The sequence below is a fragment of the Stenotrophomonas sp. GD03654 genome, assembly GCF_029845105.1.
GTDB lineage: Bacteria > Pseudomonadota > Gammaproteobacteria > Xanthomonadales > Xanthomonadaceae > Stenotrophomonas > Stenotrophomonas africana.
The window spans coordinates 62,273-73,943 of sequence record NZ_JAOCLC010000017.1; the positions used below are offsets into that span (position 1 = coordinate 62,273).

General features: G+C 67.5%; 11 protein-coding genes. 4 read left to right on the forward strand and 7 right to left on the reverse strand.

Annotated features, from left to right (window positions below; genetic code table 11):
* Positions 1–57: 57 nt before the first annotated feature.
* The 6 genes from N5J73_RS08950 to N5J73_RS08975 form a co-directional block, all read right to left on the reverse strand.
* The gene (locus N5J73_RS08950) at positions 58–396 is read right to left on the reverse strand and encodes an MGMT family protein (protein ID WP_223224586.1); all 339 of its coding nucleotides are present in this window, start codon (positions 394–396) and stop codon (positions 58–60) included.
* A complete protein-coding gene (locus N5J73_RS08955; RefSeq protein WP_049447732.1) occupies positions 393–1,313 on the reverse strand; it encodes a DMT family transporter in 921 nt (306 codons plus the stop codon). The genes N5J73_RS08950 and N5J73_RS08955 overlap by 4 nt, the downstream gene beginning before the upstream one ends.
* Positions 1,314–1,474: 161 nt before the next feature.
* Entirely contained in the window at positions 1,475–2,833 is a 1,359-nt protein-coding gene (gorA, locus tag N5J73_RS08960) for a glutathione-disulfide reductase (protein WP_049447726.1), read from the reverse strand.
* Entirely contained in the window at positions 2,830–4,080 is a 1,251-nt protein-coding gene (locus N5J73_RS08965) for an FAD-dependent oxidoreductase (RefSeq protein WP_049447727.1), read from the reverse strand. The genes gorA and N5J73_RS08965 overlap by 4 nt, the downstream gene beginning before the upstream one ends.
* A gap of 3 nt (positions 4,081–4,083) precedes the next feature.
* Positions 4,084–5,328, reverse strand: coding sequence for a DUF418 domain-containing protein (locus N5J73_RS08970; protein WP_049447728.1), 1,245 nt, complete (start codon positions 5,326–5,328; stop codon positions 4,084–4,086).
* A 99-nt stretch (positions 5,329–5,427) separates the two neighbouring features.
* A complete protein-coding gene (locus N5J73_RS08975; RefSeq protein WP_043034821.1) occupies positions 5,428–5,910 on the reverse strand; it encodes a peptidylprolyl isomerase in 483 nt (160 codons plus the stop codon).
* Positions 5,911–5,983: 73 nt separating this feature from the next.
* Between N5J73_RS08975 and N5J73_RS08980 the strand changes: the two genes are divergently transcribed.
* Positions 5,984–6,562: a C40 family peptidase gene (locus tag N5J73_RS08980; RefSeq protein ID WP_170272479.1), complete on the forward strand. Its 579-nt coding sequence runs from the start codon at positions 5,984–5,986 to the stop codon at positions 6,560–6,562.
* A 197-nt stretch (positions 6,563–6,759) separates the two neighbouring features.
* The gene (locus N5J73_RS08985) at positions 6,760–7,470 is read left to right on the forward strand and encodes a C40 family peptidase (RefSeq protein WP_229302309.1); all 711 of its coding nucleotides are present in this window, start codon (positions 6,760–6,762) and stop codon (positions 7,468–7,470) included.
* Between the two features lie 250 nt (positions 7,471–7,720).
* Here N5J73_RS08985 and N5J73_RS08990 read toward each other — a convergent pair whose 3' ends face one another.
* Positions 7,721–9,055 carry a dicarboxylate/amino acid:cation symporter gene (locus N5J73_RS08990; RefSeq protein WP_019660634.1) on the reverse strand — a complete coding sequence of 445 codons (1,335 nt, stop codon included), beginning with the start codon at positions 9,053–9,055 and terminating at the stop codon, positions 7,721–7,723.
* 154 nt (positions 9,056–9,209) lie between these two features.
* Between N5J73_RS08990 and N5J73_RS08995 the strand changes: the two genes are divergently transcribed.
* Both N5J73_RS08995 and N5J73_RS09000 read left to right on the forward strand, forming a co-directional pair.
* Complete coding sequence (locus N5J73_RS08995; protein WP_049447729.1) at positions 9,210–10,916, forward strand: alkaline phosphatase; 1,707 nt, start codon at positions 9,210–9,212, stop codon at positions 10,914–10,916.
* Positions 10,913–11,458, forward strand: coding sequence for a WG repeat-containing protein (locus N5J73_RS09000; RefSeq protein WP_049447730.1), 546 nt, complete (start codon positions 10,913–10,915; stop codon positions 11,456–11,458). The genes N5J73_RS08995 and N5J73_RS09000 overlap by 4 nt, the downstream gene beginning before the upstream one ends.
* The last annotated feature ends 213 nt before the right edge of the window (positions 11,459–11,671 follow it).

Here is an 11,671-nt window from a genome sequence, read left to right on the forward strand (position 1 = left end):
CAGCACCGTGTCTTGTTGGCGACCCTCAGGTCCGGCCTGTTCAGTCGCCAGCGGTGCTCAGCCCGGGCCCCACACGGCAGCATCCAGCGCCGCCGCCGGATCGGTCGCCGGCATCCGGACCCGGCCGTTCTCCACCCGCACGCCCTCGGCACGCAGCCGCTGTGACTGCTCGCGCCAGCCGGCCGACCCTTCCTCCATGGCGATGCGCCCATCCGAGCGCAGCACGCGGTGCCAGGGCAGGTCCGGGTCATCGTTCTGGCCGAGGATGCGAGCGGTCAGGCGCGCACGCCCGGGCAAGCCTGCGCGCATCGCCACCTGCCCATAGCCCATCACCTGCCCCGCCGGGATCGCGCGGATCACCGCCAGGATGCGCGCACGCGCCTGCTCCGGCGTCAGCGCCGCAGACGGGTCACCAGCAGAACGCCGATCAGCACCAGCACGGTGCCGGCGATCTGCGCCGGCCCCATCGGTTCGTCGAGCAGCCATAGGCTCATCACGATCGTGGAAACAGGGCCCAGCATACCGACCTGCGCGGCCAGCGACGAACCCACGCGCTGCACCGCCAGCATGATCGCCAGCACCGGCAGCACCGTGCACACGGTGGCATTGACCAGCGACAGCCACTGCACCGGCGCCGGTGCCTGCCATAGCAACGGCAGCGGATGGGTCACCGCGAAATGCAGCAGCACCAGCACGCTGGCCACGCAGCTGGCGTAGGCGGTCAGCCGCACCGCACCGATGCGCGCAACTACCTGCCCACTGCCAAACAGGTACAGCGCGTAGCTGAGCGCACTGCCCAGCACCAGCAGGCTGCCGACGATGATCTGCCCGCCCTCGCGCTGCAGATCGTGGCCGAAGGCGAGCAGCACGCCGAGGTAACTCAGCACCAGCGCGCCGATCTGCCACCGGCCCGGCCGCTGGCGCGCCAGCAGCACGTTGATCAGCAGCACCAGGGTCGGGTTCAAGTAAAGAATCAGGCGCTCCAGAGTCACGCTGATGTACTGCAGTCCCTGGAAGTCGAGCAGGCTGGACAGGTAGTAGCCGGTGAAGCCCAGCCACAGCACGCGGGCGCGGTCGGCCCAGGACAGCGGCGTGGCCCGGCGTGCAGCCCACACTGCCATCACTACGAACAGCGGCAGCGCCATCAGCATGCGCAGGGCGAGCAGCGTGGTGGCATCCACGCCGTGACGCAGGCCGAGCTTGACGATGATGGCCTTGCCGGAGGCGGCGATGGCGCCGATCGCGGCCAGGCCGATACCCCCCAGCGCGATGCGCGGGGAAGCGGTGGCGATACGGGAAGCGGGGCTGGACATCAGGACGACGGCGGGCCGCATGGAGCGGCCCGGAAACGCATTGGGAGGCGCCCAGTATCGCATGGGGGCGCCAGGTGCCCTGTAGAGCCGAGCCTGCGCTCGGCTGCACCATGTCTGCACGGAATGCAGCCGAGCATAGGCTCGGCTCTACAACTGCGGGCTCAGCGCATCAGCACCACTTCCTCGGCCGAGGTCGGGTGGATCGCCACGGTGTCGTCGAACTGGGCCTTGGTCGCGCCCATCTTCACCGCCACTGCGAAACCCTGCAGGATCTCGTCGGCCGCTTCGCCCAGCAGGTGGATGCCCACCACCCGTTCTTCCGGACCGGCACAGACCATCTTGAACAGGCTGCGCTGGGTACCGTTGGCCAGCGCCTGCAGCATCGGACGGAAGCGGCTGTGGTAGACGCTCACCTGGTCGAAACGTGCACGCGCGTCTTCCTCGCTCATGCCCACAGCGCCCAGCGGCGGATGCGAGAACACCACGCTGGCCACGTTCTCGTAATCCATCTTCGACTCCGGGCGCCCCCCGAACAGGCGGTCCATCAGCCGCCGCGAAGCCGCCACCGCCACCGGGGTCAGGCCCACCTTGCCAGCGATGTCACCCACCGCATGCACGCTCGGCACAGAGGTGGTCTGCCATTCATCCACCTGCACCTGCTGGTGTTCGCCGATGCCGATACCGAGCGCTTCCAGGCCCAGATCACGACTGTTTCCACGGCGGCCGGCAGCGAAGAACACCGCATCGAACACACTGTCGATCGGGCCGTCATGGCCGAACGCACGAACGCGTTCGCCATCGCGCTGCAGTTCGCGCAGGCGATAGCCGAAATGAATCCGTACACCCTGCTGCTTCAGGTTCTCGGCCAACTGGTCGGTCAGCTCGTAGTCGAAGCGCTCCAGCAGGCGCTTGCCGCGCACCAGCAGGCTCACCTTGCTGCCCAGTGCCTGCAGCAATCCGGCCAGCTCCACTGCAATGTAACCGCCACCGATGATCGCCACCTCGGCTGGTGCCGCACGCAGGTCGAAGAAATCATCGGAGACCAGGCCCAGCTCCGCGCCGGGAATGTCGGGCCGCAGCGGGTGCGCGCCGGTGGCGATCAGGATGTGCTCGGCGCTGTAACGCACGCCATCGCTGCAGGCCACGGTGTGCGCATCGAGCAGATGGCCGCGCGCGGGAATGCGCACCACGCCGGTTTCATCCAGGCGCTTGTGGTAGCTGGTGTGGATGTTGCTGATGTAGGCCTGGCGATGGATCACCAGTTCCTTCCACGACAGCGCCGGGCGTGCCTCGACATCGAAGCCCATCGCACTGGCCAGGCCGATGCGCTCGTGCAGGTCGGCCGCCAGCCACATCGCCTTCTTCGGCACGCAGCCGACATTGACACAGGTGCCGCCCAGTTCGCCGGGCTCCAGCAGCGCCACGCGCTTGCCGTGCTGCGCGGCCCGGATCGCGCCGGCCAGGCCGGCGGAGCCGCCGCCAAGGACGATCAGGTCGTAATCATAGGGTGCTGTGCTCATCGGAATCGCTCGGGTCGGTAAGGGGCTGGATCGATCGCCGGCGTGCGGCCGCAGACGAGATCGGCGATCAGCTGGCCGGTGCCGGCGCTCATGCTGATACCGAGCATGCCATGCCCCGCTGCAAGCCAGACGTGAGGATGCGCGGGCGCGCGGCCGATCAACGGCACGTCGTCCACGCTCATGGGGCGCCAACCGCACCACTGCTCCTGCAGCTGCGCACCACGCGGCGTGCGCAGGTAGTGGTCGGCGGCGTGCTGCAGGGCCTGCAGGCGGGTCGTGCGCAGCTGCGGGTCGGCACCGGCGAATTCCATGGTGCCGCCCAGCCGCAGTGCTTCACGCCAGGCAATCACGAACACGGAATGGTCCTTCAGCACGACTGGACGCTGCGGCACCTGCGCCGGTCGTGACCAGGTCAGCGAGTAGCCCTTGCCGGGTTGGATCGGCACGCGCAGATCCAGTTGCCGTGCCCAGCGCGGTGACCACGGCCCGGTGGCCAGCACCAGCTCGCGCGCCTGCAGCATGCGTTCACCGACACGCACGCGCACACCCTGCGCGTCGGCGCTGAAATCCTGCACATCCGACTGCTCTTCGATCACCACGTCCTGTGCGCGCAGCACGCGCGCAAGTTCGGCGGTGTAGCGGTCCGGACGCAGCTGCGCATCGCCGGGGAAGTGGATCGCACCGGCAAGGCGATCATGGAAGGCCGGGTTGTCGCGTGCATAGTCGGCGCCGCCGATGCAGCTTGTGGCAATACCCTGCGCGTTCAGCGCCTCGCACTCGGCAGCATGATGCTCGAAATTACGGGCATCGCCGAATACGTAGTCCAGCCCGCGCGTATCGAACTCACAGTCAAGCGCATGCGCCTGTACCCACTCGGCCAGGCGCAGCCGCGAATCATTCAGCAGCGCAGCACGCGCCCGCGTGGCGTGCAGCCAGTCACGCGCGCTGCAGCGCGCCCCGAACTGCAGCAGCCAACGCCACAATGCAGGGTCCAGGCGCGTACGCACGTACAGCGGCGCACGCGGATCGAGCATCCAGCGCAGCGCGCGCAACGGTACGCCAGGCGCTGCCAGCGGTGGCGCGTGGCTGGGCGTGATGGTGCCGCAGTTGCCATATGAGGTCGCGCCGCCGACACGCCCACGGTCGATCACCCGCACCTGCCGGCCCTGTGCGCGCAGCGCGAGTGCGGCGGCCAGTCCAATGGCACCGGCGCCGACCACGATCACATCCTCGCGCGCGCCCTGCATCGATCAGCCCTGCCCGGACTCGCGCCGCATCGGCGGCCACTGCCGGTAGGTCATCGCACGCCACAGCCATTCCATCGGGCCAAAGCGGAAGCGGCGCAACCAGACATGCGAAAGGGCCACCTGCACGGCAAACAACAACAGTGCGAACAGCAGCTGCACGCTGCGCGGCATCAGCTCGAAGCCGCCCAGGCCATAGTGATAGAACAACCAGGTGCACAGCAGCGACTGACCCAGATAGTGACTCAACGCCATGCGCCCGACCGGGGCCAGCCAGGCCAACCGCGCACGCCAGTGCACGATCCACGCCAGGTAGCCCAGGCACATCGGCAGGCCTCCGATCGTCACCAGTGCCATTGCGGCTGTCACCGGCAGGTCGTAAGCACCCGGTGCCAGGTAGGGTTTCCAGGCAACCCCCAGCAGCGTGACCACCAAGCCCAGCGGCAGTGCCACCCAACGCAGCACCGCGTACAACCGCGGGAAGCGCTCCGGCGCCGCCAGCGCACCACTGCCGGCGAACCAGCTGCCGATCAGGAACATGCCCAGCACTTCCGGGCCGGTGATCAGCAGCGCGCCCATCGACGTGCCGAACTCGCTCAGGCGCTGCACATTGGCCTGCATCCAGCTGCCCTGCCCATAGACCTGGCGCTGCAGCTCGATGCTCTGCTGCGCGTCGGCGAGCATCTTCTGCACGTCTTCCGCCGAAGCCATCGACACCATCGCGCCGACCAGCAGCATCATCGCCACGCCGCCCAGATAGACGATCACGCCCATCCACGGCAACCAGCTGCGAGGTGCCTCTCGGCAGGCCAGCAACGGAAGCGAGATCAGCGCATACATCACCAGGATGTCACCGGACCAGACCAGCAGCGCGTGGCACAGGCCGATCAGCAGCAGCCCTGCGCTGCGGCGCAGGTAGAAAGGGGTGAAGTCGCGTCCGGCCACTTCGGCGCGTTGCGCCATCACCGCGAAGCCGGCGCCGAACAGCAGCGAGAACAGGGTGAAGAACTTGCCCTGCACGAACACGTAGACGAAAGCATCGGCCCAGTAGTCGATGCCCTGCCAGCGCACGTCGATGCCGGTGAAGGCCAGGTCCAGCGGCCCGCTGAAGGCCTCGATGTTCATCAGCAGGATGCCCAGCAACGCGGCACCGCGCAGCACGTCCAGTAGGGCGATGCGTTCGCCGGAAGCCACCGGCTGCAGGGAAGGAGAAGCGGCGTTCACGGGGCATCCGTCGGGCAGGTCCGCCATTATGCCGCCGACCCGCGCGCCGTGGATGGCCGCGCCGTGTTCCACAAACGCAACGGCCCGCCGAAGCGGGCCGTTGCTTCCACCATGATCGCGGTGCGATCAGTGCTGGTGGCCGCCGTCACCGTGGACGTGGCCGTGGTCGATCTCTTCCTTGCCGGCTTCGCGCACGTCAACGATTTCGACGTCGAAATGCAGGTCCTTGCCGGCCATCGGATGGTTCAGGTCGACGTCGACGACGCTCATGCCGACCTTCTGCACGGTCACCGCACGCGGGCCGAAGTTGGTCTGCAGCACCACCTGCTGGCCCGGGGCCAGCTTGGTGTTGCCGAAGTGCTTCTTCGGCACGCGCTGGGACAGGCCCTCGCGGCGCTCGCCGTAGGCATCGGCGGCGGTGACGTCGACGCTGAAGGTCGCGCCGGCTTCCTTGTCCATCATGGCGTTTTCCAGGCCCGGGATGATGTTGCCGTGGCCGATCAGGATCGCCAGCGGCTCGCCGCGGTCCTTGGAAGACTCAATCGGCTCCTGGCCGACTTCGGAAACGGTGTAGTGGAAGCGGACAACGCGGTCTTTTTCGATCTTCATGCGCAACTCTGTCTGGATCTGCCGAAGGCAGGCGGGTTGGGGCGGGTTGTCGCCCGGCGGGGACGCCGCCATCATGACGGCCAATCCTAAGGTGGCGCATTATCCGGAGATCATGCACATCACGCCAGTTTCGTCCGGCCTGCGCCGGCTCCTCGCCCCGGCCCTGCTGCTGGCCCTGCCCGTGCTCATGACCGCCTGCGGCGGCGGCAAGGCCACCCGCCCCGCGCCGCCCCCGCCGACGGCGAACTGGCCGAAGACCGTGCCGGACAACCCCGAAGCCGCCAACTCGGTGCTGATGCGTGCCATCAGCCTGGTCGGCACGCCCTACCGCTACGGCGGCAACACCCCGGATTCTGGCTTCGACTGCAGCGGCCTGGTCGCCTACGTCTATCGCGAAATGCTGGACCTGCGGCTGCCGCGCACCTCGCGCGACCTGGCGGCAGTACAGGGTCCGAAGATCGATCCGCAGCGTCTGGCCACCGGCGACCTGGTGTTCTTCGGTAGCCGCGGCAGCGTCACCCATGTCGGTATTTATGTCGGTGAAGGGCGTTTCGTGCATGCGCCGAGCACCGGCGGCACCGTGCGCCTCGACTCGCTCAGCGGTCCCTACTGGAAGGACCACTACACAGGGGCGAAACGCGTCCTTCGCTAAAATGAACAGGCGATATGTTCAAAACTGTGACGGACATCACCGTTCAACTAACGATTTACTAACGGAATTTTTAACTTATCCGCGCTTTTACAGGGCATGATGCCCCATCGTTTTTTTCCTGTGACCGACGCGTGACGACTGACGACCTGAAAAGCGAAGGCCAGACTTCCGTATCTTCACGTAGTGCCCGCCCGCTGTTGCTTGGCCTGGCACTCTGTCTGACCAGCCTTCCGGCCTGGTCGCAGACCGCTCCGAACCGTTCCTCCGATGTGACCCCGGCCCCGGTGGCCGAGAGCACCGCCCGACCGGCCGCCAAGGCCGAGGCTGCCGCTCCGCAGCGCAGCCGCGTCGACGCCGCCGCCAGTGCCACGCTGGCCGCCCTGCTGCCGCACCTGGCCGCCAACGACACCATTCCGCTGATGGACCGCTCGGCTGTGGTGGCCGGCGACCTCAGCCGCCTGCTCGCCAACTACGACACCAGCAGCGCCGCCAATGGCAGCGTTGTCGGCACCGCTGCCGACAACGGCAAGGTGCAGTCGCTGCTGCGCCGCGCGATGACCCTGCTGGGCACCCCGTACCGTTGGGGTGGCAGCAACCCGGACAGCGGCTTCGATTGCAGCGGTCTGGTCGGCTACGTGTTCCGCTCGGCCCTGGGCATCGAGCTGCCGCGCGTCTCGCGCGAGATGGCCCACGATGACAACGCCGAACTGATCAACGACCGCACTGCACTGGCCGCGGGTGACCTGGTCTTCTTCGGCCGCAAGGGCCGCGTCGACCACGTCGGCATCTATGTCGGCGACGGCCGCTTCCTGCATGCACCGAGCTCGGGCAAGGACGTCCGCGTGGACACCCTGCTCAGTGGCTATTGGGGCAACAAGTTCATGCAGGCCCGCCGGGTCGACCTCTGACCCGCTGGCGCTACGGCGCCGCCTGAAAGACAAAAAGCCGCTGCCCCGCAGCGGCTTTTCTGTTGGGCCCGTAATGGTGGGTAGATAGATGCCGCCCCCCCTCTGTAAGGTGGGTGCGGACCGTTGGTCGGCACTGTCTCCATCCGCGCATGGCGTGGATCTACCAGGACCCGCCTTGGCCGCCACCGCGCCAGCTCCCAGACAAAAGGCCCGCCGGGTCAGGGCGGGCCTTTTACATCGCCACGCAGTCTCAGGCGCGTGGCGGCGTCGGATCAGGATCGTCCACACCCACATTGCTGGACGGGTTGTCATACACCGCCTGGTCGAGCAGCCCGGTTTCCTTGGCCACGATCACCGGCACCAGCATCTGGCCCGTCACGTTCGTCATCGTGCGCATCATGTCCAGGATGCGGTCGATGGCATACAGGTAGCCTATGGTCTCCAGCGGGAGATTGGCCGCGCTCAGCACCACCGTGGCCATGATCACCGCAGTACCCGGTACGCCAGCGGTACCGAAGCTGCCCAGCACCGAAGCGATCAGCACCACCACGTACTGTTCCGGGGTCAGCGGCACGCCGCTGTACTGCGCGATGAACACCGCGCACAGCGCCGGATAGATCGCGCCGCAGCCGTCCATCTTGATGCTGGCGCCCAGCGGCACCGCGAACGAACCGTAGTCCTTGTTCACGCCCAGGTTGTGGGTGATCGAACGCAGCGCCACCGGCATCGCGGCGAAGCTGGACGAGCTGACGAAGGCCACCTGCATGCCCGGTGCCGCGCCGCGGAAGAACTTCAGCGGGTTCAGGCCATGCGCCAGCAGCAGTGCGCTGTAGACCACCACGATGTGCAGGGCGCAGGCCACGTACAGGGCCAGCACGAAATGCCCCAGCGGCAGCAGCTTCTCGAACCCGTAGCTGCCAACCAGGCCGGCGATCAGGCCAAAGGTGCCGATCGGGGTGACTTCCAGCACGAAGCGGGTCACCTGGATCATGATGTCGCTCATCTGCCCGACCAGCTTGCGCGCCTCGGTCACCTTCTCGCCGAGCTTGACGATGGCAAAGCCGACCAGCCCGGCGAAGAAGATCACCGGCAGGATCGAGCCACGACCGGCGGCCAGCACGGTCTCACCGGCCGCGTTGACCTTGGTGCCGATGCCGGACAGCGCGTAGAAGACATTGGCCGGCACCACGTCCAGCAGCACCTGCACCACGCTGGGCACTTCACGCGGCACGTAGTTGCTGGCCATCGTCAGCTGCAGGCCACCGGCGCCGGGCTGCAGCACGGTGCCCACGCCCAGCCCGACGCACACCGCCAATGCAGCGGTGATCACGAACCACAGGAAGGTACGGCCACTGAGCGCGGCGACCGACTTCTGCCCGTGCAGCGACGAGATCGCGTTGATGACCGCGAAGAACACCAGTGGCACGGCGATCATCTTGATCAGGGTGACGTACAGCTCGCCGAGCGGGCCGAACCACGTCTCCGCGGCCGGGCCGAGCGCCCAGCCGGCCAGCGCGCCGAGCACGAAGCCACCGACCACGCGCTGCCAGAATGGAATCCGCAGCCAGGCAGAGACCAGCTTCATAGGCAATCCAGAGGGGAAGGAAGGGATGCTGGCACGATAGCCCAACGCGGCCCGCAGAACGACCGCCCGACCGGCAAATCAGTGTGTCATCGGCGTGCCTTGCGGGGCCGGGCATAATGAACGTCCCGTTACAGTTTGTGAGAACCCAGCGTCCATGCGCCGTTCCGTCTCCCTGTTGGCCGCCTGCGCCACCACCCTGCTGCTGGGCGCCTGCGCCAGCACCGCCCCCTCGTCCGCTCCGGCCGGCCTCAAGGTCGCCGTCGACCCCGTCGCCCACCCGGCCGGCGAAACCCCGCAGTGGTGGTACCGCAGTGGCGCCGCCCAGGCCGCCGCCAACGGCGCGATGTCCGGCAAGGCCAAGAACGTCATCCTGTTCCTCGGTGACGGCATGAGCCTGACCACCGTGGCTGCCTCGCGCATCTACGAGGGCCAGCAGAAGGGCGGCTCCGGTGAAGAGAACCTGCTGTCCTGGGAGCGCTTCCCGGCCACGGCATTCAGCAAGACGTACAACACCGATTCGCAGACCCCGGATTCGGCCGGCACCATGACCGCCATCACCACCGGCGTGAAGACCCACATGGGCGCGATCGGCGTCAGCGCCGGCAGCCGCACCGACTGTGCCGACAGCCTGTCCAAGGGCCTGCTGACCTGGCTGCAGCTGGCCGACAGCGCCGGCCTGGCCACGGGCGTGGTGTCCACCGCGCGCCTGACCCATGCCACCCCGGCCGCGACCTATGCGCATTCGCCCGAGCGCAACTGGGAAAACGACACCGACCTGACCGAAGCGGCCAAGGCGGCCGGCTGCAAGGACATCGCCCAGCAGCTGCTGTCGACCTCGCGCTATGGCCGCGGCCCGCTGGTCGCCCTCGGTGGCGGCCGCGGTGAATTCACCACCGTCGAAGAACGCGACCCGGAATACGACGACAAGGTCGGCCAGCGCCTGGATGGCCGCAGCCTGGTGCAGGAATGGCAGCAGGCACATCCGCAGGGCGCTTATGTGTGGAACAGCAAGCAGCTGGCCGCCGCCGCCAATGCGCCGGCCATCCTCGGCCTGTTCGAACCGGACCACATGCGCTACGAGTACGAGCGCCCGCAGGATCCAGGCGGTGAGCCGAGCCTGGCCGAACTGACCGCAGCAGCGATCAAGAACCTTTCAAAGCACCCGGAAGGCTACGTGCTGATGATCGAAGGCGCGCGCATCGACCACGCCAACCACAGCGGCAATGCCTACCGTGCACTGACCGAGACCGTGGCCCTGTCCGACGCGGTCCGCGTGGCCAACGAACTGACCTCGGCCGATGACACGCTGATCATCGTTACCGCCGACCACTCGCACACGCTGAACTTCGTCGGCTACCCGGCGCGCGGCAACCCGATCCTGGGCAAGGTGAAAGACAAGGGCGGCGAAGATGGTGCCGGCAAGCTGGACTATGCGCTGGACGGCACCGGCCAGCCGTACACCACGCTGAGCTACGCCAATGGCCCGGGCCATACCGGCAGCAGCAACCAGCAGCCGGCCGGCCCCAAGCGCTACCCGCACAACCCGAGCAGCTTCGAACCGGCCAACGGTCGCCCGAACCTGCGCGAGGTCGACACCGAGCATCCGGACTACATGCAGGAAGCACTGGTGCCGATGAAGTCCGAATCGCACGGCGGTGAGGATGTCGGCATCTGGGCACGCGGCCCGGGCAGCAAGGCGATCCGCGGCACGCTGGAACAGAACGCGATCTACCACATGATCGTGCAGGCCACTCCGGCCCTGCGCGAGCGCCTGTGCCAGGCCGGCACCTGCGATGACAAGGGCGTGCCGGTGCAGCTGCCGGCACCGACAGCCTTCGAACGCAAGGCCGAGACCAAGTGATCGCACGGCAGGCCCGCCCTGTCCCTGTCAGCGGCCGCTTCGCGCGGTCGCTGGCCCTGCTTGGCGTGCTGGTCACTGCCACTGCAACGGCACAGGCACCGGCGTGCAAGCTGCTGACCGACGAACACGGGTTGTGGCCGCTGCCCAACTGCGAAGTGGTCGATCACCGGCCGAAGATCAGCGCCGACACGCTGAAGGACCTGAACTACGACGACCACGGCCTGGCCGTGGTGTACGCCGACCAGGGTTTCCACTACGTCAACCGCAAGGGTCGCAGCCTGCCGGTGCTGACCTGGGACAACGGTCCGGAAACGCCGCAGGAAGGCCTGCTGCGCGGCCGCGTCGGCGACCGCGTGGGCTACTTCGACCTGAAGTTCCGCCAGGTGGTGCCCGGCACCTTCGATTTCGGGTGGCCGTTCCAGGATGGCGTGGCCGAGGTCTGCAATGGCTGCCGCCGCGGCACGCCGGATGCCGACGGCCACACGCCGATGGAAGGCGGAGAGCGGTTCCGTATCGACCGTTCGGGCCGTCGGGTGAAGTAGGGTTTCGGCAGGGCTGCGCCCTGCACCTGCAGACGCAACGGCAACGGCAACGGCCGAAGCAACAGCGTGCATTCCGTGGGATGGCGGGGCACTGTGGGTTTGCGGGGACGGCGCAAGTACGTCCATGTAGCCTTGATCGCCGCATCCATGCGGCTCACACCCCGCAAACCCACAGTGCCCCGCCTTCGACAGTTTTCCGGCGGAAAGTAGATC

What these genes read in the sequence shown, in the direction of transcription:
- N5J73_RS08955 (WP_049447732.1), bottom strand. Translation starts at nt 1,313, where the DNA reads ATGTCCAGCCCCGCTTCCCGTATCGCCACCGCTTCCCCGCGCATCGCG.
- gorA (WP_049447726.1), bottom strand. Translation starts at nt 2,833, where the DNA reads ATGAGCACAGCACCCTATGATTACGACCTGATCGTCCTTGGCGGCGGC.
- N5J73_RS08965 (WP_049447727.1), bottom strand. Translation starts at nt 4,080, where the DNA reads ATGCAGGGCGCGCGCGAGGATGTGATCGTGGTCGGCGCCGGTGCCATT.
- N5J73_RS08970 (WP_049447728.1), bottom strand. Translation starts at nt 5,328, where the DNA reads ATGGCGGACCTGCCCGACGGATGCCCCGTGAACGCCGCTTCTCCTTCC.
- N5J73_RS08975 (WP_043034821.1), bottom strand. Translation starts at nt 5,910, where the DNA reads ATGAAGATCGAAAAAGACCGCGTTGTCCGCTTCCACTACACCGTTTCC.
- N5J73_RS08980 (WP_170272479.1), top strand. Translation starts at nt 5,984, where the DNA reads ATGACGGCCAATCCTAAGGTGGCGCATTATCCGGAGATCATGCACATC.
- N5J73_RS08990 (WP_019660634.1), bottom strand. Translation starts at nt 9,055, where the DNA reads ATGAAGCTGGTCTCTGCCTGGCTGCGGATTCCATTCTGGCAGCGCGTG.
- N5J73_RS08995 (WP_049447729.1), top strand. Translation starts at nt 9,210, where the DNA reads ATGCGCCGTTCCGTCTCCCTGTTGGCCGCCTGCGCCACCACCCTGCTG.